We start from the raw sequence: 22,249 nt of genomic DNA on the forward strand, positions 1-22,249 counted from the left end.
CAGGGTCATGACACACGACTTCTTCGGACTGGACGGGCGCATCGTCATCGTCTCCGGCGCGGGCGGCGGCGGCATCGGCACCACGGTGACGCGCATGGTCGCCCAGGCCGGCGCCACCGTGATCGCGGTGAGCCGCTCCAAGGAGAACCTCGACACGCACGTGGGCCCGCTCGCGGCGGAGGGCCTCAAGGTCGTCCCGGTCACGGCGGACGCGTCCACCGACGAGGGCATCGCGACCGTGATGGAGCGGGTCGGGCGGACGCAGGGCGAGCTGCACGGGCTCGTGAACGTGGCCGGCGGCGCCGCGCCCGCGACCTGGATGCCGTCGACGCGGGTGACCCGCGAGGACTGGCGGGCGCTGTTCCACCAGAACGCGGAGACGATGTTCTTCATGAGCCAGGCGGTCGCGGCGGAGCTCAAGTCGCGCGCCCGGCCCGGCTCGATCGTCTCGATCTCCTCGATCAGCGGCATGAACACCGCGCCGTTCCACATCGCCTACGGCACCGCCAAGGCGGCGCTGGTGGCGGCGACCCGGACGATGGCCGTCGAGCTGGCCCTGGACGGCATCCGGGTGAACGCGGTCGCGCCCGGCGTGACCGAGACCCCGTCGTCACGCACCTACGTGGACGAGGACCCCGAGCGCGACCGGACCGCGATCGCCATGGGGCGGCGCGGCCGTCCCGAGGAGCAGGCGGGGGCGATCCTCTTCCTGCTGTCGGACCTGTCCACCTACATCACGGGCCAGACGATCCTGGTGGACGGCGGTCTCAACCTCAAGTGGACCCATCTGGGCTCGGACAACACCTCCCTCTTCCTCAAGGACGAGGGCTTCCGCGCCGCGATCACGCGCTGACGCCCCGGCACCCGCACCCCCACCCGCCCCCGCCTACGCACGCACACGGCGACCGCCCCCGTACCGACGACCTCCCGACGCGGGATGGAGAAATGTCATGAGCGAAACCCTCGAAGACGTCCAGGGAACCGCGACGGCCGAAGCGCTGTCGGAGCCGTTCACGATCGGCGTGGAGGCGTACCTCTCCGAGGACTACGCCCGGGCCGAGCGCGACAGGCTGTGGAGAAAGGTGTGGCAGCAGGTCGGCCGGGTCGAGGAGATCGCCGAGGTCGGCAGCTGGATCACCTACGAGATCCTCGACGACTCGATCATCGTCATGCGCACCGCTCCGAACAAGATCCGCGCGTACTACAACGTGTGCTCGCACCGCGGCCGCCGGCTCGTCGACACCCCGCCGCGCGCCCGCAACGCCCGCGGCCGCGGCCGGCAGTTCGTCTGCGGCTTCCACGGCTGGCGGTACGACATCGAGGGCCGGTGCACCCACGTGCCCGAGCGCGAGGACTGGCAGGGCGTCCTGACCGACGACAAGATCCGGCTGCGCGAGGTCAAGGTCGACACCTGGGGCGGCTGGATCTTCATCAACATGGACCCGGAGTCCGAGCCGCTCCGGGACTACCTGGAGCCGGCGGCCACGCTGCTCGAACCCTTCCAGCTGGAGCGGTTCCGCTACCGGTGGCGCCGCTGGCTGGTCTTCGACTGCAACTGGAAGGTCGCGCTCGAGGCGTTCAACGAGACCTACCACGTGCCCTACACCCACCCGGAGTTCATCCCCTTCGGGAGCTTCCTCGGGTGGTCCAGGGCCCAGGGCCGGCACAGCAACATCGGGTTCGAGGCGCCCAAGGGCCTGGAGGAGAACCAGGGCAAGCTGCGGATCGGCGGCGGCGTCGACGCCCGCGTGTCGACGGCCGAGATGCAGAACTTCATCTGGGAGAACGCGAACACCAACACCACCGAGACGCTCGTGGACGTCGCCAACCGGCTGGTCAAGGAGCTGCCGGAGGGCACGCCGCCCGACCAGGTGGCGAAGTACTGGCTGGAGACGGCCCGGCGCGAGGACGCCGAGCGCGGCGTGGACTGGCCGACCGTCGCCCCCGAGGCCGTCGCCAAGAGCGGCACCGCCTGGCAGATCTTCCCCAACTTCCAGATCGGGCACGGCCAGAACAACATGCTGTGCTACGGCGCCCGCCCCTACGGCTACGACCCCGACAAGTGCATCTTCGAGGCCGCCGTCTACCAGCTCTACCCGGAGGGCCAGGAGCCGGAGACCGAGTGGCTCTACACGCCGCAGGACGACCCGGACTGGCGGACCGTCCTGCCGCAGGACTTCTCCAACATGGCGGCGGTCCAGCAAGGCATGAAGACGCAGGGCTTCTCGGGCACCAAGCCCAACCCCTACCGCGAGCGCTCCACCGTGAACCTGCACCGGAACCTGTCCAAGTACATGGGCACCGGTGCGCCGCGCGACCTCGCCTGACCTCCTGCAGGCCCGTCCAGGCCCGTCGCCCCGGGCCCGGACGGGCCTGCAGGACCTTAGACCGCCCCGATCCGAGGACTTTGCATGCAGAAGTGCGAACCTACACAGCCGCCCGAGGTCGACAAGGAAGCCCTGAGGGCCAAGTACCTGGCCGAGCGCGACAAGCGCCTGCGCCCCGAGGGGCAGAAGCAGTACCTGGAGGCCGAGGACGACTTCGCGGAGTTCTACGAGGGCGATCCGCACCTGCCGGTCGTGCCGCGGCAGCCGATCTCGGACGAGATCGAGGTGGCGATCCTCGGTGGCGGCTTCGCGGGGCTGATCACGGCCCACCGCCTGCACACGGCCGGTGTCGACGACTTCCGGATCATCGAGCTGGGCGGCGACTTCGGCGGCGTCTGGTACTGGAACCGCTATCCCGGCATCCAGATCGACTCCGACAGCTACTGCTACCTCCCGCTGCTCGAAGAGACCGGCTACATGCCGAAGGAGAAGTTCTCCTACGGGGACGAGTGCTACGAGCACGCGCAGCGCATCGGCAAGCACTTCGGCCTCTACGAGAAGGCGATCTTCCACACGCTGATCCGCTCGCTGGAGTGGGACGAGGGGATCCGGCGCTGGCGGATCACCACCAACCGGGGCGACGACATCCGCGCCCGGCACATCGTCATGTGCCAGGGCCCGTACAACCGGCCGAAACTGCCCGGCATCCCCGGCATCAAGGACTTCCAGGGCCACACCTTCCACACCGCGCGCTGGGACTACGAGTACACCGGCGGAGACCTGCACGGCGGACTGGACAAGCTCGCCGACAAGCGGGTCGCCATCATCGGCACCGGCGCGAGCGGCATCGGGGCCATCCCGCACCTGGCCGCGTCCGCCCAGCAGCTCTACGTCTTCCAGCGGACGCCGTCGTACATCCACGTGCGCGGCAACGCGAAGACCGACCCCGAGTGGGTGAAGACGCTGCGGCCCGGCTGGCGCGCGGAGCGGCAGCGCAACTTCCACAACGCGGCGTACGCGTTCTACTCCCCGGGCGAGCCCGACCTCATCTGCGACGCCTGGACCGAGGTCTCCCGCAACGTGGCCGCGCACCTGGACGCCACCAACGGCTGGGCCGAGCTGACGCCCGAGAAGTTCATGGCCCTCAAGGAGGACGAGGACTACCGGGTGATGGAGGCGAACCGCGCCCGGATCGACGAGATCGTCGAGGACGGGAAGACGGCGGAGACGCTGAAGCCCTACTACCGCTTCCTGTGCAAGCGACCCGGGTTCAGCGACAACTACCTGCCCGCCTTCAACCGCCCCAACGTCACCCTCATCGACGTGTCGGAGACCAAGGGCGTCGAGCGCATCACCGAGAAGGGCCTCGTCGCCGGCGGGGTCGAGTACGAGGTCGACTGCATCATCTTCGCCAGCGGCTTCGAGATCACGGGCTCCCTCGACGCCCAGTACAACATCAAGCCGTTCGCGGGCCGCGGGGGCAAGTCCATCTACGAGCACTGGGGCAAGGGGTTCCGCACCCTGCACGGCACCACGGCGCACGGGTTCCCCAACCTGTTCTTCACGGGGTTCATCCAGGGCGGGGTGACCGCGTCCACGACGCTGATGTTCGAGCAGCAGGCCGACCACATCGCCTACATCCTCAAGGAGGCCGTGGGGCGCGGCGCCACGCTGGTGGAGCCCACCGCCGAGGCCGAGGAGGGGTGGATCGCGACCATCAGGGAGAACTCGGTCGACAACAGCAACTTCGTCCGGGAGTGCACGCCCGGGTACTACAACGCCGAGGGCGAGCCCAACGGCCGGTCGTTCCTGGGCGATCCCTTCTGGGGCGGCTTCTACGTCCTGGAGGACCTGCTCCAGGCATGGCGCGACACGGGCGAGCTGAAGGGCCTCGCCCTGGACGGGGCGTCCGATGACTGACCCCGCGACCGACCTCAGGTTCGACGGCCGGGTGGCCGTCATCACCGGCGCCGGCCGGGGGCTCGGGCGCGCCTACGCGCTGCTGCTCGGCTCGAAGGGCGCCAAGGTCGTCGTCAACGACCCGGGCGGCGCCCTGCGCGGCGACGGCGACGACGCCGGGCCCGCCGACGAGGTGGTCCGGGAGATCAAGGCGGCCGGGGGCGAGGCCGTCGCCTGCACCGAGTCGGTGGCGACGCCCGAGGGCGGTCAGGCGATCGTCCAGACCGCGCTCGACCACTACGGGCGGATCGACGTCCTCGTCCACAACGCCGGGAACGTCCGCGCGGGGTCCCTGCGCGAGCTGTCCTACGAGGACTTCGAGGCCGTCGTGGACGTCCACCTGCGCGGCGCCTTCCACGTCGTCCGGCCCGCCTTCCCCCTGATGTGCGAGGCGGGGTACGGCCGCGTCGTCCTGACCTCCTCGATCGGCGGCCTGTACGGCAACCACGGGGTCGCCAACTACGGCGTCGCCAAGGCGGGCGTGATCGGGCTGTCCAACGTCGCCGCCCTGGAGGGCGCCGAGCACGGCGTGAAGTGCAACGTCATCGTCCCGGCCGCCGTGACGCGGATGGCCGAGGGCATCGACATCTCGGCCTACCCGCCCATGGGCCCGGAGCTGGTGGCCCCGGTGGTGGGCTGGCTGGCGCACGAGTCCTGCTCGATCACCGGGGAGATGCTCGTGTCGATCGCGGGACGGGTGGCGCGGGCGTTCGTCGCCGAGTCCCCCGGCGTGTACCGGCCGTCCTGGACGATCGCGGAGGTCGGCGAGCAGCTGGCCGGGATCCGCGACACGAGCGACCCGTGGGTCCTGCCGCCCGTCCCGTCGGCGCACGTCGACCACATCCGCAACAGTTTCGCCATGGCCACGAAGGGAACCGACAATGCCGGTTAAGGTCTACGAGCGCATTCTGCAGCTCTTCGAGGCCGAGGGCATCAACACGATCTTCGGGATCCCCGATCCGAACTTCGTGCACATGTTCCATCTCGCCGAGGAGCGCGGCTGGAACGTGGTGGCGCCCCACCACGAGGCGTCCGCCGGGTTCATGGCGGAGGCGGTCTCGCGCATGACCGGCAAGGCGGCGGTCTGCATCGGCACGCTGGGCCCCGGCATGGCCAACATGGCGCCCGCCGTGCAGTGCGCCCTGGTGGAGAACTCGCCGGTCATCTTCCTGGGCGGGCAGCGGGCCCGGATCACCGAGCAGCGGGTCCGCCGCGGCCGCATCCAGTTCGTCCAGCAGACCCCGCTGGTGGAGGATTCGGTCAAGTACGCCGCCAGCATCGAGTACGCCGAGCAGACCGACGAGATCGTCCGGGAGGCGCTGCGCAAGGCGCTGTCGGGGACGCCCGGCCCGGCCTACATCGAGTACCCCTCGCACGTGATCCTGGAGGAGCTGGACGTCCCGGAGCCGCTGCCGCCCGAGCGGTACCGCCTGGTCGGCCAGACCGCCGGAGCCGACAAGATCGCGGAGGCGGCGGCGGCCATCCGTGCCGCCGAGCAGCCGATCCTGCTGGTCGGGCACGGCGTCCACACCTCCCGCGCGGGCGCTTCGGTCCGGGCGCTGGCCGAGCTGATGGCCTGCCCGGTCATCCAGACCTCCGGCGGCACCTCCTACATCGAGGGCCTGGAGGACCGCACCTTCCAGTACGCCTTCTCCGACGCGGCGACCGACGCGGTGGTGAAGTCCGACCTGTGCCTGGCCATCGGCACCGAGCTGGGCGAGCCTGTCCACTTCGGGCGCAACTTCCACTGGGTGGAGAACGAGGCGAACCGCACCTGGATCCTCGTTGAGCAGGACCCCCAGGCCATCGGCGTGAACCGGCCGATCGACGTGCCGCTGGTGGGCGACCTGCGCGCAATCGTCCCGCAGCTGACCGAGGCGCTCAAGGACACCCCGCGCACCCCGACCCCCGAGTTCGAGGGCTGGATCAGGGAGGACGCGGCGCGGCTGGCGGAGCTGGCCGAGACGGCGCCCTCGGGCGGGTCGCCGGTGCATCCGGCGCGGCTGATCGTCGAGGCGACCAAGGAGTTCCCCGCCAACGGCATCATGATCCGCGACGGCGGCGCCACCACGATCTTCGGCTGGACGTACTCGCAGGCCAAGCCGCACGACGTGATCTGGAACCAGAACTTCGGCCACCTGGGCACGGGCCTGCCCTACGCCGTCGGCGCCGGCGTGGCCGACGGCGGGAACCGGCCCCTGATGCTGATCACCGGTGACTCGTCCTTCCAGTTCCACATCGCCGAGCTGGAGACGGCCGCGCGCCTGAACCTGCCCCTGGTCTGCGTCGTCGGCGTCGACTACGCCTGGGGCCTGGAGGTGGGCGTCTACAAGCGCACCTTCGGCCAGGGGTCGCGGGAGACCGGCGTGCACTGGAGCACGGAGACGCGCCTGGACAAGGTCGCCGAGGGCTTCGGCTGCCACGGCGAGTACGTCGAGCGCGACGAGGACATCGCCCCCGCCGTCAAGCGCGCCTACGCCAGCGGCAAGACCGCCGTCATCCACGTCGCGGTCGACCCGAAGGCCAACTCGGAGGAGATGCCGAGTTACGACAAGTTCCGGACCTGGTACGCGGAAGGACAGCAGTAGGCATGCGCGAATACCTGAAGTTCTACATCGGCGGCCAGTGGACCGACCCGGCGGAGCTCCGGACCCTGGACATCGTCAACCCCGCGACCGAGGAGGTCGCGGGCAAGGTCGCCGTCGGCTCGGCCGCCGACGTCGACCGGGCGGTCGCCGCCGCCCGCGGCGCCTTCGCCGGCTGGTCGGCCAGCAGCAAGCAGGACCGGATCGACCTGCTCCAGAACATCCTGGAGGCGTACCAGAAGCGGTCCGCCGACCTCGCCGCCGCGCTCACCGAGGAGATGGGCGCGCCGGCCTCGCTCGCCGGCGGCTTCCAGGTGCAGCTCGGCGTCGGGCAGCTGTCCACGGCGATCGAGGTGCTCAAGGAGTTCGCGTTCGAGGAGCGGCGCGGCGCCAGCCTCGTCGTCAAGGAGCCGATCGGCGTCTGCGGCCTGATCACGCCGTGGAACTGGCCCATGAACCTGATCGCCGTGAAGGTGTTCCCGGCGCTGGCGACCGGCTGCACGATGGTGCTCAAGCCGTCGGAACGGTCGCCGTTCACCGGGCAGATCTTCGCCGAGATCCTGGACGCGGCGGGCGTGCCCGCCGGGGTGTTCAACCTCGTCCAGGGCGACGGCCCCGGGGTGGGCGTGCCGCTGGCCTCCCACCCGGACGTCGACATGGTCTCCTTCACCGGCTCCACCCGTGCGGGCGTCGAGGTCGCGAAGAACGCCGCGCCCGGTGTCAAGCGGGTCGCGCAGGAGCTGGGCGGCAAGAGCCCGAACATCATCCTGGACGACGACGCGTTCGCCGAGAACGTCGGCAAGGGCGTCGCCAGCATGATGGGCAACTCCGGGCAGACCTGCAGCGCGCCGTCCCGCATGCTGGTGCCCCGCGCCCGCATGGAGGAGGCCGTCGAGGCCGCCCGGAAGGCCGCGTCCGAGGTCACCGTGGGCGACCCCAACGGCGACGTCGTGATCGGCCCGGTGGTCGCCAAGGACCAGTTCGAGCGGGTCCAGGGACTGATCCAGAAGGGCATCGACGAGGGCGCCAGGCTGGTCGCCGGCGGCACCGGCCGCCCGGACGGCCTGGAGAAGGGCTACTACGTCAAGCCGACCGTCTTCGCCGACGTCACCAACGACATGACCATCGCCCGCGAGGAGATCTTCGGGCCGGTCGCCACGATCCTCGGCTACGACGATCTCGACGACGCCATCGAGATCGCCAACGACACCGAGTACGGCCTGGCCGGCTTCGTCGCGGGCGCGGACCTGGAGCAGGCCCGCGCGGTGGCGCGGCGGATCCGGGCGGGCTCGGTCGCGATCAACGACGGGTTCGACTTCCTGGCGCCGTTCGGCGGCTACAAGAAGAGCGGCAACGGGCGGGAGTGGGGCGAGTTCGGCTTCCACGACTACCTGGAGATCAAGGGCGTCCTCGGGTACGCGCCCGACGAAGCCGCCTCGTGAGCGGCCTCACCGAGGAGCTGGCCGGCCTGCTCGACCGCGAGCGGATCCGCGAGTGCGTCGCCCTCCTGGCCCGTGGCGAGGACCGCCGCGACGCCGGCCTGATCAGGGCGGCGTTCTGGCCGGAGGCGACCGTCGACTACGGCCTCTTCCAGGGCGACCTGGACGCGTACCTGGACTGGGTGGTGCCCGGCTCGCCGGCGATACCGGTGACGCAGCACTTCCTGGGGCAGAGCGTGATCAAGCTGCTGGACGGCACCGCGCTGGTGGAGACCCAGGTGCTGTCGTACCACCGGATCGACACGGGCGAGGAGGAGCGCGACGCCGTCATCGGCGGCCGCTACCTCGACCGGGCCGAGAAGCGGGACGGCGGCTGGCGGATCGCGCGGCGCACGATGCTCTACGACTGGCAGCAGGACTTCGGCCTGTCGGCCGACTGGTCGAAGGGCGTGATGGGCGCCCCGTTCAGCGGGGACCACTACACGGGCCGGGCCGTCGGCGACCACAGCACGGCCTTCTTCGGAGGGCGGACGTGACGTCGAGCACGGGTTCGCTGACGGGCAAGGTCGCCGTGGTGACGGGCGCCAGCCGCGGGATCGGCAAGGGGATCGCGCTGGCGCTCGGCGCCGAGGGGGCCACCGTCTACGTCACCGGGCGCACGGTCGCGCCCGGCTCCCACCCCCTGCCCGGCACGGTGGGCGAGACCGCCGAGGAGGTGGGCCGCCGGGGCGGCGAGGGCGTCGCCGTCCAGGTCGACCACGCCGACGACGAGCAGGTCGCGGCGCTGTTCGCCCGGGTGGAGCGGGAGCGGGGACGGCTCGACATCCTGGTCAACAACGCCTTCTCGCTGCCCGAGGACCTCACCGAGCCGCGGCCGTTCTGGGAGAAGCCGCTGTCCAACTGGGAGATGGTGGACGTCGGCGTGCGGTCCAACTTCGTGGCGGCCCACCACGCCGCGAAGCTCATGACCCCGCGCGGGTCCGGCCTGATCGTCGCCGTCTCCGGCTACGTCGGGGTGACCTACACCTACGGCGTGGTCTTCGGGACGTGCAAGTCGGCGGTCGACCGGATGGCACGTGACATGGCGATCGAGCTGGAGCCGTACTCCGTCGCGTCGCTGTCGCTGTGGCAGGGGCTGACCTTCACCGAGCGGGCGAACCGCAACCTCGCCCGCGACCCGTCGATGAAGGAGCAGACGGTCACCAAGCCCGCGGTCGGCTGCAGCCCGGAGTTCCCCGGCCGGGTGATCGCCGCGCTCGCCGCCGACCCGGAGATCATGCGGCGGTCGGGCGGCACGTTCATCACCGCCGAGGTGGCCCGGGACTACGGCATCACCGACATCGACGGCAAGGTCATCCCCTCGCTGCGGGCCGAGCGCGGCTCGCCCCTCTGGGACCCGATCACGAAGGCAGGCCATGGACGCTGACCGCACCGCCCGGCTGGAGCGGATGCTCGACCGGCAGGACATCCTCGACTGCCTCGTCCGCTTCAGCCGCGGAATGGACCGTTTCGACCGGGAGCTGTTCCTGTCGGCCTTCCACCCGGACGCCACCATCGCCGCCGGCGATTTCGTCGGCGGCCCCAAGGAACTGTACGACTGGGCGTCGGCCATGCACGAGCAGGGCCAGGTGGCGACGCAGCACGATCTGCTGAACCACACCTGCGAGATCGGCGGGCACACCGCGCACGCGGAGACCTATTACCTTTTCGTCGGCCGCAACCGCGACGAGTCCAACTGGATCGCCGGGGGCCGCTACATCGACCGGCTGGAATTCCGCGGCGGCGCGTGGCGGATCGCCATGCGCACCAACGCGATCGAATGGTCGGGCGCGCTGCCGACCCTGCCGCTGCCGTTCGCGGACGTGCCGGACGTCCATGGAAACGGCGCGCCCTCACGCGACAAGGACGACCCCTCGTACCGCCGCCCGCTGGTCAACCTGCGCGCGGCCAATAATCCCGCCCTTTCCTCACCGTCAGGAAAGGAAAAGTGAACCGGCCGAAATATTGACATTCCTCCGACCGCCGCATAGATTCCATGATATAACCCGCCAGCAGAACCAGAATTCGCCCGTTCCGAAGAATCCGGGCTGGAATTCCGAGCATTCAAAGTGTCAGGCCCCCTCCGCGAAAACGTCGGCGCGCCGGAAGGCGGCCGCCGTTCGCGCCGCGCCGGAAACGGCCGCGGGGGCCGGTGAGAGGAGGAGCGACCGATGGCCGCGATCGCCCTGGAGAAACTGAGCGAGCATGTCGGAGTGGAGGTCCGGGACGTCGACGTCGACCGGCTGCTGAACGACGACGACCTGCCGGAGGCGTGCCTGGACGCGCTCGAGGAGCACGGCGTGCTGCTGTTCCGCGAGCTGCACGCCGGCGACGAGGCGCAGGTGGCGTTCTGCCGGAGGCTGGGCGACCTGGTCCGGTTCCCGTCGTACCGGATCCCCGAGGTCATGGAGATCAGCTTCGACCCGTCCAACCCCAACGCCGAGTACTTCGCGAGCAACGACTACTGGCACATCGACGGCTCCCTGGACGACATCCCGGCGAAGGCGGGCGTGCTGAGCGCCCACGTGGTCGCCGAGGCGGGCGGCGAGACCGAGTTCGCCAGCACCTACGCGGCCTACGACGCCCTCACCGGCGAGGAGAAGGAGCGCTACGCCGGGATGCGGGCGGTCCACACCTTCGAGGCGGTGCAGCGCAAGTCCTACCCCGACCCGACACCGGAGCAGCGCGCGGAGTGGGCGAGGCGGCCCGCGCGGGAGCATCCGCTGGTGTGGGAGCACCGTTCGGGACGGCACTCCCTGGTGTTCGGCCCGACCATCGAGAAGTTCGTCGGGATGGGCGTCGACGAGAGCCAGGAGCTGCTCGCGGAGATCACGCGGCGCGCCACCACCCCGGACAAGGTGCTCCGGCACAGCTGGACGATCGGTGACCTGGTGATCTGGGACAACCGGGGCCTGGTCCACCGCGCCTGCGAGTTCGACCGGACCAAGCCGCGCCGCATGCACCGCACCACCCTGGCCGGGGACGAGGCGATCAAGTGAGCGCGCGCACGGCCGTCGTCACCGGCGGCGCCTCGGGCATCGGCGGCGCCATCGCCCGCCGGCTGGCGGCCGGCGGCGCCAAGGTGGCGATCTTCGACCGCAACGGCGGCGCGGCCCGCGACGCCGCCGCGGCCATCGAGAAGGACGGCGGCACGGCGGTCGGCCTGGCCGTCGACGTCACCGACCGCGCCGGCATCGACGCCGGGGTGGCGGAGACGCGGACCCGGCTGGGCACGCCGACGATCCTGGTGAACAGCGCCGGGGTGACCATCGACGGCCCGTTCCTCGACCTGTCCGCCGAGACCTGGAACCGGCTGCTGGCCGTCAACCTGACGGGCACGTTCGACTGCTGCCAGTCGGTGCTCCCCGGCATGGTCGAGGAGGGCTGGGGACGCATCGTCAACATCTCCTCGTCGAGCGTCCACAGCGGAAGCGTCGGACTGTCGGGCTACGTGGCGTCCAAGTCGGGCGTGGTCGGGCTGACCAAGGTCCTGGCGCTGGAGTTCGGCAAGCACGGCATCACCGCCAACACGATCCCGCCCGGTTTCATCGACACCCCCATGCTGCGCGAGAGCATGAAGGGCGGCCTGTTCAACCTCGACCAGCAGGTGGCGAAGACCCCGGTCGGAAGGATCGGGCAGCCCGAGGACATCGCCGCCGCCTGCGCGTTCCTCGTGAGCGAGGAGGCCGGCTACATCACCGGCCAGATCATCGGCGTCAACGGCGGACGCAACACCTGACGCGGCCGGGCCGGCCTGACCCGGGCCGGCCCCGACCGCGGGCCGGGCCTGACCGGTCCGCACTTCATCGGCGCCCCGCGCCGCACCTCTTCCCTCTTCGGCCGCCCGCTTCGGTCGGCCTCTCCCCCACCCCCCGCCCTGGGCGAGTCGGCGCATCGCCGTGGAACGGCCGCGCCGCCGCTCCCCGGCTCGTGCCAGCGAGCCGTTCATCCCCGCGGCCCGCCTCCCCGCCGGAGCGCCATGCCCGGGATGGTCCCGAGAGGAAGAACGATCAGATGATCAGCATGCGCAGATTCGCGGCCGCCCTGTGCGCACTGGCCGTCACCGCGGGGTGCTCCTCGGCGGGAGGCTCGTCGGAGACCTCGTCCGGGAACACGATCAAGATCGGGGTCATCTGCAGCTGCTCGGGCAAGGCCGGCATGACCGGCTTCAACGTGCCCGTGCAGAGCGCCGTCATGGCCTGGGCGAAGACGGTGAACGCGTCGGGGGGCCTCAACGGGCGCCAGGTCGAGATCGTCGCCAAGGACGACGGCCTCAACCCCGGCACCGCGCTCACCGCCGCCAAGAAGCTCGTCGCGGACAAGGTGGCCGCCATCATCAACATGTCCATGATCGACCAGACCTGGGCGTCCACCGTGGAGAAGGCGAAGGTCCCGGTCGTCGGCGTGTTCAGCAACACCAAGCCGTTCGAGACGAACCCGTACTTCTTCCCCGAGGGCCAGACCGGCGGCCAGATCCACAAGGCGGTCGTCTCCATCGCCAAGGGCGCGGGGGCCGCCAACCTCGGCTTCATGTACTGCGCCGAGGCGCCCGTGTGCGCCGAGTCCGTCCCGAAGCTGGCGGCGACCGGCAAGGCGCAGGGCGTGCCGGTGGTCTACAACACCAAGATCTCCTCGACGGCGCCCAACTACACGGCGCAGTGCGTCGCGGCCCGGCAGCAGGGCGTCAGCGCGCTCTACATCGGCAGCTCGTCGGCCGTCGCCGCCAAGGTCGCCGCCGACTGCGCCCGGCAGGGATGGAACCCGATCTACATCACCCAGGGCGCGGCCTTCGGCATGAACATGGCCTCCGCCCCCGGGCTGAGCCAGAACCTCTGGATGCAGTTCGCGACCCTCCCCTTCTTCGCCGACACACCGGCCGTGCGGGCCTTCAACACCGCGATGGACAAGCACTACCCCGGCGTCCGGCAGAACACGGGCGTCTTCATCCACAACGCGTTCATGGGATGGGTCTCGGCCAAGCTGCTCGAACAGGCCATCAAGAACAGCGGCGCCGCCGCGGGCGAGAAGCCGACCGCGGCCCAGGTCGTGAAGGGCCTGGAGTCGCTCAAGGACTACACCGTGGACGGCCTGGCGCCGCCGCTGACGTTCGAGCCGGGCAAGCCGCACAAGGTCGACTGCTGGTTCACCGCGCAGGTGAAGAACGGCAGGCCCATGGTCGCCAACGACGGCAAGGTCACCTGCGCCTCCTGAGGGGTCCCCAGTGAACGAATTCCTTCCCTTCATCGTCGCGGGGCTCGCCACGGGGGCGGTGTACGGCCTGGCCGGGCTCGGGGTGGTGCTGACGTACAAGACCTCGGGCATCTTCAACTTCGGTTACGGAGCGGTGGCGGCGCTGAGCGCCTTCCTGTTCCATTTCCTCCGGGCGGACCTGGGCATCCCCTGGCCGATCGCGGCGGCGGTCTGCCTGGGGGTGCTCGCCCCGGCGATGGGCCTGCTGCTGGAACTGCTCGCCAGGTCGCTGGCCGGGGCCAACGAGACGATCAAGGTGGTCACGACGGTCGGGATGATCCTGATCGTCGCGGCCCTCGGGGCGCTGTGGCACCCCGACAACCCGCCGACGTTCGCGCCCTTTTTGCCGCAGTCGACGGTGCGGCTGCTGGGCGTCAACGTCACCTGGGAGCAGATCGTCCTGTTCGCCTTCTCGCTGGCGGCCTCGGCGGTGCTGTTCTGGTTCTTCCGGTCGGTGCGCTTCGGCATCGTCATGCGCGGGGTGGTCGACGACCCCGACCTGGTGTCGATGTCCGGGGACGACCCGGTGCGGGTCCGCCGGTGGGCGTGGATCCTCGGGACGATGTTCTCCGTGGTCGCCGGGCTGCTGCTGGCCTCGGCGCAGCCGCTGGACGGCGTGACGCTGTCGACCGTGGTCTTCGCCGCCTTCGGCGCCGCCGCGGTCGGCCGCTTCTCCAGCCTGCCGCTGACGTTCGCCGGAGGGCTGCTCATCGGCGTCGCGGTGGCGATGGTCGACAAGTACGCGGCCACCGTCGACTGGGTCGGCGGGATGGCCCCGAGCCTGCCGTTCCTGATCCTCTTCGTCGTGCTGATCGTGACGCCCCGCGGAAAGCTGGTGCAGCGGCGCCTGGTGGCCCAGGCGCAGGCGTACCGCCCCTACCACGCGCCGGCTCGGGTGCGCCTGGCTGCGGGGGCGGTCGCGGTGGGCCTGCTCGCGCTCGTGCCGGCGGTCCAGGGCGCGCAGATCGCCGTCTGGTCCGCCGCCCTGGTCCACATCATCCTGTTCCTGTCGCTGGGGCTGCTCATCCGGCAGTCCGGGCAGATCTCGCTGTGCCACATGGCGTTCGCGGCGGTGGGGGCGGCGGCGTTCGCGCACTTCGCCGCCGTCGAGGGCATGCCCTGGGCGGCGGCGCTGCTGCTGGCGGCCCTGGTGGCGGTGCCCGTCGGCGCGCTGATCGCGATCCCGGCGGTGCGGGTGTCGGGGGTGTTCCTGGCGCTGGCGACGCTCGGCTTCGGGATCCTGGCCCAGCAGGTCTTCTACACCCGCGGCTTCATGTTCGGGGACTCCACGATGGGGATCCCCGCGCCGCGCCCGACCTTCACGATCGGCTCCCTGGACTTCTCCACCGACGAGGGCTTCTACTACCTCCTGCTCGTCGCGGCGCTGCTGGTGGTGGTGCTGGTGGTGGCGATCGGCCACGGCCGCCTCGGCCGGCTGCTGGAGGCGATGGCGGACTCGCCGCTGGCCCTGGAGACGCACGGGGCGACCTCCAGCGTCCTGAAGGTGATCGTCTTCTGCCTCTCGGCGGCCCTGGCCTCCCTGGCGGGCGCGTTCACGGGCATGCTCTACCAGTTCGGCATCGGCACCTACTTCGAATGGTTCAACTCCATCCTCATCGTGGCCGTGGTCCTGCTGGTCACGGTAGGCAGCCCCTGGTACGCGGTCATCGCGGCGATCGCGTACTCGGTCATTCCGGGTTACCTGCACGGCGGGGCCACGACCAACTCGGTGCTGCAGCTGCTCTTCGGGCTGGGCGCCGTCACCGCCGTGTACGCCACCCGTGCCGCCGGCACGCCCGAACCGGTCCGGAACTTCCTGGACCGCCTGGGCGGCCGCCGCCCCGCCCCGGCCACCACGGGCGAGGCCCGTCCGGCGCCCCGTGCCCCCGTCACCGTGCGACGCGAGGAGCCCGCCGGGAAGGGGCTGGAGGTCCGAGACCTGACCGTCCGCTTCGGCGGCGTCACCGCGGTCGACAACGTGAGCCTGACGGCTCCGCCCGGCGCGATCACCGGTCTGGTCGGCCCGAACGGCGCAGGCAAGACGACGACGTTCAACGCGTGCAGCGGCCTCAACTCGCCCACCTCGGGCCGGATCCTGCTGCACGGCGCGGACGTCACCCGCGCGAGCCCCGCCCGCCGGGCCAGGCGCGGCCTGGGCCGCACGTTCCAGCGCACCGAGCTGTTCGGCAGCCTGACCGTGCGGCAGAACATCGCCATGGGCCGCGAGGCGGCGCTGGCCGGCGGCAACCCCCTCGCCCAGCTCGCCGGCTCCCGGCACGCCGCCCGGCTGGTCGCGGACGCCGCCGAGGAGGCGATGGCGCTCACCGGGACCGACCGCATCGCCGACGTCCAGGCGGGCCTGCTGCCGATCGGGCAGCGGCGGCTGGTGGAGCTGGCGCGGGCGCTGGCCGGGCCGTTCGACCTGCTGCTCCTGGACGAGCCGTCGTCCGGGCTCGACGCCTACGAGACCGAGGAGTTCGGGCGGGTCCTGAAGACCGTGGTCCGGGAGCGGGGCACCGGGATCCTACTGGTGGAACACGATATGACGCTGGTCCGCGAGGTCTGCGACCGCGTCCACGTCCTCGACTTCGGGTCGCTCATCTTCGAGGGGACGCCCGAGGAGATGCACGCCTCGGAGCGGGTGCGCGCCGCGTACCTCGGCGACGCCGTCGCACTGGCAGGTGAGTGAGCATGCTGACGCTTGAGTCCGTGACCGCCGGTTACGGCGAGTCGACCGTCCTGCGGGACGTGAGCTTCACGGTCGGCGAGGGCGATGTCGTGGCCCTCCTCGGCCCGAACGGCGCGGGGAAGACGACGCTTCTCCGTACGGCCACCGGGTTCGTCAAGCCGCGGTCCGGCCGGATCGCCTTCCGCGGCGACGACGTCACCGGCAGGCCGCCGCACGAGTTCGCGAGGCGCGGCGTCTGCCACCTGCCCGAGGGCCGGGGCATCTTCCCGTCCCTCACCGTGAAGGAGAACCTCACGATCCAGGCCCGCGGCCGGGAGCGGGACGAGGCGATCGCGGAGGCGACGCGGCTGTTCCCGGTCCTCGGCGACCGGCTGCGCCAGACCGCCGGGAGCCTGTCCGGCGGTGAGCAGCAGATGCTCGCCCTGTCGAGGGCGTACCTGACCCGCCCCAAACTGGTCGTCGTCGACGAGGCATCACTGGGCCTCGCGCCGCTGATCGTGGACAAGATCTACGACGCGCTGGCCCGTCTCGTGGAGGAGGGGATGTCGCTGGTCATCGTGGAGCAGTACGTCAACAAGGCGCTCGCCCTGGCGAACACGGTCTACATCCTCAGCCGCGGCGAGGTCGTCCACACCGGCGAGGCGGGCGAACTGGACACGGGCGAGATCTACGAGCGCTACCTGGGCATCGACTGACGCCCAAATAGCGCGGCCGGGACGGATCTCCGCCCGATCCGTTCGCGGCAATGGCTCGGCGGCCCGGCCTTCGGACCGATCGCTGACAATCCAGCACGGCCGTGGGCATCATGGCTCCATCCCTCCGGGCACAGGGAAGGCGGCTGCTGGTGAGCACCGGATCTCTCCGTAAGGCTTTCGTTGGAGATTGGGACGAGGAGAATCGGCGCATTGTCGTGATGCTCTTCGACGGGGCTCTGCTGGCCAGCATGTCCTTCGCGTTCGGGGTGTTCGATCTCGCCTCCCACTACGGGGCCCTCCCCGGGGCGGAGGTGGCGGTCGTCGCGGGCGAACCGGGCTCGACGCTCACGGGCGGTGGGTTGACCTGCGCGGTCCCCTACGACCTGCAGGCGGTCCGGGTCGCCGATCTGGTCGTCGTGCCGAACCTGCCTCAACCTTCGGCCGAGGATCCGCCCGAGCCCGCGCTGGAGGCACTGCGCGCGGCGCATGGCCGGGGTGCCCGCGTCGCCGGGCTGTGCAGCGGGACGTTCGTCCTGGCGGCGGCCGGTCTGCTGGACGGTCGCCCGGCGACGACGCACTGGGCGCTCGCCGACCGGCTGGCCGAAATGTACCCGAGGGTTCGCGTCGACGCGTCCGCCCTGTACATCGATGACGGCGACGTGCTGACCGCGGGCGGCGGCGCTGCGGGGATCGACGTCGGTCTCCACCTCGTCCGGACGATGATGGGAGCTTCGGCCGCCAACCGGATGGCGAGGGCGATGGTGGTCGCACCGCACCGACCAGGCGGGCAGGCGCAGTTCATCGAGACACCGGTCCCGGATGGCGACACCGATGATCCGGTGGTCGAGACGATCGCCTGGGCGCACACCAGACTCGACACCGCCCTGCCGGTGAGCCTGCTGGCGGAAAGGGCGCATATGAGCAGGCGCAACTACGACCGGCGGTTCCGGGAGATCACCGGAGCCGCGCCGGGGAGATGGCTGACCCATCAACGGGTCATTCGGGCCCAGCAGTTGCTGGAGCTCAGTGATCTGCCGGTCGACGAGATCGCCCGGTCGTGCGGATTCTCCTCGGCCGCCGCGCTGCGCCCGCACTTCCGGCGGCTGCTCGGAGTCACCATGACCGACTACCGCAACACGTTCTCACACAGGCTGTCCTGAAACCGATCGCCCTTGGCCAAAACACTTCTCGCGCCAATCGGCCTCGTTTCCCAGAATCGGATGTCATCCAGGCGGTTCATCGAGAACGGGGGAAACATGACCCGGTTCGGCAAGCTCGCCCGCTGTGCGGCGACGGCTGTAGTGGCCGTCGGCGCCGTCTCGCTCGCGGCCGGTCCGGCCAACGCCGACTCCAAGACGTGCAAGAAGTTCTACGTCGGCGGCGGCTGGGGCTGCTACCAGTCGTACGGCGACATCATCAGGGTCAAGGACACCAGCTGGGACGGCTGGGGCGTCCGGGTGAAGTGGCACACCGCCGATGGGCGGTCCGGCAACTGCGTGGACGGCAACGGCTCCAACAACGGCACCGTGACCTGCAACAAGGACTTCGCCGAAAAGCTCTCCAACGGCGAGAAGAACCTGATCACCTACCGGGTCCAGGAGATCGAGGACGGGGACATCGGCGACGAAAGCGGCTGGCAGGGCGTCGAGACATAACCGGATGCGCCTTGAGCCTCAGGCCCGGCCCCTTCGCCCAGGCCACGGCCCTTGCGCGGCGGAATCGGTCCGTCACGGCGTGCGCCGAGGAGCGGTGGAGGCCGGCGAGGGCACCGTGCAGGGGTGGCACCTGACGCGCGGTCTACCGACCGGCCGAGGCGCGGGCCCTGGCCGGTCAGGGCACCGATGGCGGGGGCGGCGGCAACGGGGGCTCGCCGCACCCGCTGCCCCTCCGGTCGCACCGGTGCTTCGGAAACACCGGCGTCGCGGCCGTCTGGGCTCAGCCGCTCCCGCGCAGCCCGGACCCACTACCCGACCACACCGAACCCGACCGGCCACCGTCGCGAACCTCCTCGGCTGGTCGGTACACACCGATGGATACTCCGAGACCAGCCGAGGAGGTTCGCGACAGTGCCTGGCCGGTGCCGGAAGCCCCTGGAAACCGAACTCGGAGGCCCGTGGCGGCGGCATTGGTTATCTGCCCGCGGTGTTCGCATGAACCCCGCCACCAGCGGCTCCTCCACCACACCTGCCCCAACGGCACAGATCACCAGTTCCTGGGCGCGGAACTCATCCGCGTAATGATCGGAACGCTCCTGGAAACGTCAAGTGACCTTTCCCTGGTCAGTGGCACCACCAGACGCCCTCACCAGCGCGGCGATCTTCCACCTCGCCCAGTGCCTCCTGCAACTCCCCGACCCCGCCGAGCTGGCGCAACGTCTCGCGCCCCTCCTCGGCCACGCCTGGGAAACAGACCGCAGAGCCACCGAGAGCCTGCGGACCAGCATCAAACTCTCCAGGCCACTCGCCCACGCAATAGCCAGGACCCACGGCCTCCACGAGTCAGAAACGAATAGCAGCGCACCTTCGGCTCGCGAGCCCTACGACTCACCGCATCGGTGATCCCGACGCCCCTGACGGCCGGACGTCTCCATCACTGCGCCACACTCAACCCTGTGATCGACTTCATCGACGAGTTCCTCAAGCTCAGGTCCGTCTTCTCTGACACCATCCCACCATGGATCACGATGACTTCTGGCCGATCATCGAACGAGCCCGCGATCTGGGCGGCCCTCTCCATGAGGCCTTGGAAACAGTCCTGGCAGGCATGCCGGCCGAGGTAGTCGTTGACTATCGCCAGCATTACGACGAGCACAAGGCGGCGCTCTACCGCTGGGATGTCTGGGCCGCCGCCTATCTGATCGGCGGTGGCTGCAGCGACGACTCCTTCATGGACTTCCGAGCAGGCATCATCGCCCGGGGGCGTGAGAGTTACCAGATCGCCCTCACCAACCCGGACGGCCTCGCAGCCCTCTCGCTCGTTCAAACATCCGCCTTGGCTGGAGACGACGGCGAGGACATCTTCTACGAGGAGTTCACCTACGCCCCGTCTCATGCCTACGAACGCATTACAGGCAACGACGGTCTCTTCGAAGCTCAGGAGCAGCGGCATCCGCAGCAGTCTGGGGAGCACGACATGGGTGAGGACTTCGACTTCGATGACTCCGCCGAGATGCACCGCCGGCTACCTCGGTTGGCGGCCCTGTTCCTGGGCTCCTCCGAGTAGGTCACACTGGCCTGGCGGATCCACTCGACCTCCACCGTGCCGACCGCCGGGCGGGGAGGCTCTTGGATGACAGGATCGTCTGGGACGACCTCTCCTGGTGGGCACTGAACCGTCTCTACGGAATCGATCTCCCCACGTATGAGAGCGGTGGCTTCCTGCGCGATGACGAACAGGTGCGGCAATGGCTCGCAGAGCTGAGAAATCGCCGAGCAATGTGAACCGCCCCGGGCAGGGACTCTTTCTTCGGGTCGGCCATGCCGTGGCCGCGCGTCAGCCGTCGCCGTCGCCGGGTGAAGCCCCGGTGATGGCCTGCGACTGCTTTCCGACGATCTCCCCCAGCGGTATGTCGTTGTGATTGCCGAGGACGACGCCGACCCACCCGGTGTCCGGGTAGACGCTCCAGTAGGTGCAACTGCCGGGGTGGGGGCCGCCGCGCCCGAGCTCCCACCGGTCTTCGACGATGTGGGCTGTCATGCCGGTCACGGCCTCGACGATCTGCACGACGACTTCCGCACCCCAGCCGGGTTTCTTCGAACCCGCGCCGGGGGCCGCGTCCAGCTTCGCCTGCCGGTGGCACTCGTGCTGCTCCTGCTTGCTGTGGAAGATGCGTTGGTGGTCGTGCTCCGGAAAGGACAGCCCCGAGGTGCCCATGAGCAGGTGGTGGATGCGCACCTGCTCAGCGATCTCCTTGGCGAAACCGGTCAGGTAGGTGCCACCGTGTCCCACAGCTTCACCTTGCCCCGCTGCGCCAGCTGCACGATGGACAGGCTGAGGAACGGCCCGCCGTAGAGGTTGAACGCGGCACCTTCGTGGTTACCGATCCCCTTCTCCTTGTCGGCCATGCCGTAGCTGCGCGACAGCACCGTCCGGCCCCGGTGCGACAGCAGCACCACTCCGGAGAACTTGTCCTCGGCGGCCGGCTTCGCGATGTACCGGTCGTTGGCGCCGACGACGCGTTCCCGTTCCCGAGGGTGGTCCTGGCAGGTGATGGGGACTGCCCACCCGTCATCTTGGCACATGCCGCAAGGGACCTTCTTGACGCGCTCGCCCATGGGGCGCGCGACCGATGGTCGCACGCCTTCCTTGACCTTTAGGGATCTTTAGGTTGCCACCGCACCGCTTGCGGTACCTGTCCTCGCAGCTGGATGAACTCAACCAGGGTGGCGCGGAACGTCGTCAGCGGGACACCGCTGCCGGCAGGCCATCCAGCCTCGGACTCCGCTGCCAACGCAGGTGAGGCAGGTTCGCCGACGCTGTGGCCGAACATCGATGAACCGTAATATGCCAGGTAACCAAATCCATGGGCGACATGGACGACGAGCAAGCCGTCCTCTCCGTCGTCGCCCTGAATCACGGCGTCGGGCGACCCAGGGCGCGCCAGTAGCGAAATGAACCGCTCCAAGGATTCCTCGGAGTCCAAAGCGATATTCGTGCCCTGATTGTAGCCCGTGGGCACGCCTGCATGGTAGGTCAAGATCCGTCGGCCTTTCCTGGGCATGTCGTTGTGTGGCCGTCTCCGTCCACCACATGCAACTTGCGACCGGGCGCCAAGAAGTGCTCAATGTACCTGCGGCAACTGTGATTCCAGTCATTATCGAATCCCCGTGTTCCGCACATCTTTCGATCCATGACCACGGTTTCTTCCGAGAAGTGTTCACCGCGATCGTGGACGCCGCCGCCGTCCGCGCGAAAAAGGGGGCACACTGACCGGCCCCAATCCGGTCGATACGTTCAAGCCGTTGTTCATGGCGCTGCCCGCGATCCGCTCCCGGCGCGGACCGCGCCGTCGGCCGCCGCGCAAGGCCCGCGGCATCAAGGCCCACGCGCCCGCAAGGCCGCCCCATGATTCCTAGAGCATCCGTCAAACATGCCTGGACCAAAACGTCAAGCATCTCCTGGGACTGGACAGCGGTTACCCTAATACTCCAGCTGTAGATCGCGATCTTGCTGGTTAAGGGCGTTTGGAAGCAGGACGGCCACCGCGTGATCATCGTTGTTTGTGAGGACAAACGAAAACCGGGCGGTGGCCGCTGGCCACAGCGTA

At 69.8% G+C, this 22,249-nt stretch carries 20 protein-coding genes; 17 read left to right on the forward strand and 3 right to left on the reverse strand.

Features of this window, described 5'->3' with window-relative positions; all coding sequences use genetic code 11:
- The first annotated feature begins 7 nt into the window (after positions 1–7).
- The 17 genes from ACFPZN_RS30085 to ACFPZN_RS30165 all read left to right on the forward strand — a co-directional run bounded on the left by ACFPZN_RS30085 (position 8) and on the right by ACFPZN_RS30165 (position 20,205).
- On the forward strand, positions 8–853 hold the full coding sequence (locus ACFPZN_RS30085; RefSeq protein ID WP_378285618.1) for an SDR family NAD(P)-dependent oxidoreductase: 846 nt from the start codon (positions 8–10) through the stop codon (positions 851–853).
- Positions 854–950: 97 nt separating this feature from the next.
- Positions 951–2,327: an aromatic ring-hydroxylating oxygenase subunit alpha gene (locus tag ACFPZN_RS30090; RefSeq protein ID WP_378285619.1), complete on the forward strand. Its 1,377-nt coding sequence runs from the start codon at positions 951–953 to the stop codon at positions 2,325–2,327.
- A gap of 84 nt (positions 2,328–2,411) precedes the next feature.
- Positions 2,412–4,247 carry a flavin-containing monooxygenase gene (locus ACFPZN_RS30095; protein WP_378285620.1) on the forward strand — a complete coding sequence of 612 codons (1,836 nt, stop codon included), beginning with the start codon at positions 2,412–2,414 and terminating at the stop codon, positions 4,245–4,247.
- Positions 4,240–5,178, forward strand: a complete 939-nt coding sequence (locus ACFPZN_RS30100; RefSeq protein WP_378285621.1) for an SDR family NAD(P)-dependent oxidoreductase — start codon at positions 4,240–4,242, stop codon at positions 5,176–5,178. The genes ACFPZN_RS30095 and ACFPZN_RS30100 overlap by 8 nt, the downstream gene beginning before the upstream one ends.
- Positions 5,168–6,874, forward strand: coding sequence for a thiamine pyrophosphate-binding protein (locus ACFPZN_RS30105; protein ID WP_378285622.1), 1,707 nt, complete (start codon positions 5,168–5,170; stop codon positions 6,872–6,874). Before ACFPZN_RS30100 ends, ACFPZN_RS30105 begins: the two co-directional genes overlap by 11 nt.
- 2 nt (positions 6,875–6,876) lie before the next feature.
- The gene (locus ACFPZN_RS30110; RefSeq protein ID WP_378285623.1) at positions 6,877–8,313 is read left to right on the forward strand and encodes an aldehyde dehydrogenase family protein; all 1,437 of its coding nucleotides are present in this window, start codon (positions 6,877–6,879) and stop codon (positions 8,311–8,313) included.
- Positions 8,310–8,846 carry a nuclear transport factor 2 family protein gene (locus ACFPZN_RS30115; protein ID WP_378285624.1) on the forward strand — a complete coding sequence of 179 codons (537 nt, stop codon included), beginning with the start codon at positions 8,310–8,312 and terminating at the stop codon, positions 8,844–8,846. The genes ACFPZN_RS30110 and ACFPZN_RS30115 overlap by 4 nt, the downstream gene beginning before the upstream one ends.
- Positions 8,843–9,736 (forward strand): SDR family NAD(P)-dependent oxidoreductase, encoded by an 894-nt coding sequence (locus ACFPZN_RS30120; protein WP_378285625.1) that lies wholly within the window; start codon positions 8,843–8,845, stop codon positions 9,734–9,736. The genes ACFPZN_RS30115 and ACFPZN_RS30120 overlap by 4 nt, the downstream gene beginning before the upstream one ends.
- On the forward strand, positions 9,726–10,301 hold the full coding sequence (locus ACFPZN_RS30125) for a nuclear transport factor 2 family protein (protein ID WP_378285626.1): 576 nt from the start codon (positions 9,726–9,728) through the stop codon (positions 10,299–10,301). The genes ACFPZN_RS30120 and ACFPZN_RS30125 overlap by 11 nt, the downstream gene beginning before the upstream one ends.
- A gap of 219 nt (positions 10,302–10,520) precedes the next feature.
- Entirely contained in the window at positions 10,521–11,348 is an 828-nt protein-coding gene (locus ACFPZN_RS30130; RefSeq protein WP_378285627.1) for a TauD/TfdA dioxygenase family protein, read from the forward strand.
- Positions 11,345–12,088, forward strand: coding sequence for an SDR family NAD(P)-dependent oxidoreductase (locus tag ACFPZN_RS30135; RefSeq protein WP_378285628.1), 744 nt, complete (start codon positions 11,345–11,347; stop codon positions 12,086–12,088). Before ACFPZN_RS30130 ends, ACFPZN_RS30135 begins: the two co-directional genes overlap by 4 nt.
- 284 nt (positions 12,089–12,372) lie before the next feature.
- On the forward strand, positions 12,373–13,560 hold the full coding sequence (locus tag ACFPZN_RS30140; protein ID WP_378285629.1) for an ABC transporter substrate-binding protein: 1,188 nt from the start codon (positions 12,373–12,375) through the stop codon (positions 13,558–13,560).
- A gap of 10 nt (positions 13,561–13,570) precedes the next feature.
- On the forward strand, positions 13,571–16,288 hold the full coding sequence (locus tag ACFPZN_RS30145) for an ABC transporter permease subunit (RefSeq protein ID WP_378285630.1): 2,718 nt from the start codon (positions 13,571–13,573) through the stop codon (positions 16,286–16,288).
- 2 nt (positions 16,289–16,290) lie between these two features.
- Positions 16,291–16,983: an ABC transporter ATP-binding protein gene (locus ACFPZN_RS30150; RefSeq protein ID WP_378285631.1), complete on the forward strand. Its 693-nt coding sequence runs from the start codon at positions 16,291–16,293 to the stop codon at positions 16,981–16,983.
- 218 nt (positions 16,984–17,201) lie between these two features.
- Complete coding sequence (locus ACFPZN_RS30155) at positions 17,202–18,143, forward strand: GlxA family transcriptional regulator (protein WP_378285640.1); 942 nt, start codon at positions 17,202–17,204, stop codon at positions 18,141–18,143.
- A gap of 96 nt (positions 18,144–18,239) precedes the next feature.
- Complete coding sequence (locus ACFPZN_RS30160; RefSeq protein ID WP_378285632.1) at positions 18,240–18,638, forward strand: hypothetical protein; 399 nt, start codon at positions 18,240–18,242, stop codon at positions 18,636–18,638.
- A gap of 1,018 nt (positions 18,639–19,656) precedes the next feature.
- Positions 19,657–20,205, forward strand: coding sequence for a DUF4240 domain-containing protein (locus ACFPZN_RS30165; RefSeq protein ID WP_378285633.1), 549 nt, complete (start codon positions 19,657–19,659; stop codon positions 20,203–20,205).
- A gap of 270 nt (positions 20,206–20,475) precedes the next feature.
- On the opposite strand, the gene ACFPZN_RS30170 is transcribed toward ACFPZN_RS30165, so the two are convergent.
- The 3 genes from ACFPZN_RS30170 to ACFPZN_RS30180 form a co-directional block, all read right to left on the reverse strand.
- The gene (locus ACFPZN_RS30170; RefSeq protein ID WP_378285634.1) at positions 20,476–20,931 is read right to left on the reverse strand and encodes a serine hydrolase domain-containing protein; all 456 of its coding nucleotides are present in this window, start codon (positions 20,929–20,931) and stop codon (positions 20,476–20,478) included.
- Positions 20,907–21,224: a serine hydrolase family protein gene (locus ACFPZN_RS30175; RefSeq protein ID WP_378285635.1), complete on the reverse strand. Its 318-nt coding sequence runs from the start codon at positions 21,222–21,224 to the stop codon at positions 20,907–20,909. The genes ACFPZN_RS30170 and ACFPZN_RS30175 overlap by 25 nt, the downstream gene beginning before the upstream one ends.
- A 71-nt stretch (positions 21,225–21,295) precedes the next feature.
- Complete coding sequence (locus ACFPZN_RS30180) at positions 21,296–21,661, reverse strand: Imm1 family immunity protein (protein WP_378285636.1); 366 nt, start codon at positions 21,659–21,661, stop codon at positions 21,296–21,298.
- Between the last annotated feature and the right edge of the window lie 588 nt (positions 21,662–22,249).

Origin of the sequence: Actinomadura rugatobispora (genome assembly GCF_042656285.1) — a bacterium.
In the GTDB taxonomy this organism is placed as follows: domain Bacteria; phylum Actinomycetota; class Actinomycetes; order Streptosporangiales; family Streptosporangiaceae; genus Spirillospora; species Spirillospora rugatobispora.

Coding starts and splice junctions, on each gene's coding strand:
- ACFPZN_RS30085 (WP_378285618.1), top strand. CDS start 8: ATGACACACGACTTCTTCGGACTGGACGGGCGCATCGTCATCGTCTCC.
- ACFPZN_RS30090 (WP_378285619.1), top strand. CDS start 951: ATGAGCGAAACCCTCGAAGACGTCCAGGGAACCGCGACGGCCGAAGCG.
- ACFPZN_RS30095 (WP_378285620.1), top strand. CDS start 2,412: ATGCAGAAGTGCGAACCTACACAGCCGCCCGAGGTCGACAAGGAAGCC.
- ACFPZN_RS30100 (WP_378285621.1), top strand. CDS start 4,240: ATGACTGACCCCGCGACCGACCTCAGGTTCGACGGCCGGGTGGCCGTC.
- ACFPZN_RS30105 (WP_378285622.1), top strand. CDS start 5,168: ATGCCGGTTAAGGTCTACGAGCGCATTCTGCAGCTCTTCGAGGCCGAG.
- ACFPZN_RS30110 (WP_378285623.1), top strand. CDS start 6,877: ATGCGCGAATACCTGAAGTTCTACATCGGCGGCCAGTGGACCGACCCG.
- ACFPZN_RS30125 (WP_378285626.1), top strand. CDS start 9,726: ATGGACGCTGACCGCACCGCCCGGCTGGAGCGGATGCTCGACCGGCAG.
- ACFPZN_RS30130 (WP_378285627.1), top strand. CDS start 10,521: ATGGCCGCGATCGCCCTGGAGAAACTGAGCGAGCATGTCGGAGTGGAG.
- ACFPZN_RS30140 (WP_378285629.1), top strand. CDS start 12,373: ATGCGCAGATTCGCGGCCGCCCTGTGCGCACTGGCCGTCACCGCGGGG.
- ACFPZN_RS30150 (WP_378285631.1), top strand. CDS start 16,291: ATGCTGACGCTTGAGTCCGTGACCGCCGGTTACGGCGAGTCGACCGTC.
- ACFPZN_RS30155 (WP_378285640.1), top strand. CDS start 17,202: ATGCTCTTCGACGGGGCTCTGCTGGCCAGCATGTCCTTCGCGTTCGGG.
- ACFPZN_RS30160 (WP_378285632.1), top strand. CDS start 18,240: ATGACCCGGTTCGGCAAGCTCGCCCGCTGTGCGGCGACGGCTGTAGTG.
- ACFPZN_RS30165 (WP_378285633.1), top strand. CDS start 19,657: ATGGATCACGATGACTTCTGGCCGATCATCGAACGAGCCCGCGATCTG.
- ACFPZN_RS30175 (WP_378285635.1), bottom strand. CDS start 21,224: ATGTGCCAAGATGACGGGTGGGCAGTCCCCATCACCTGCCAGGACCAC.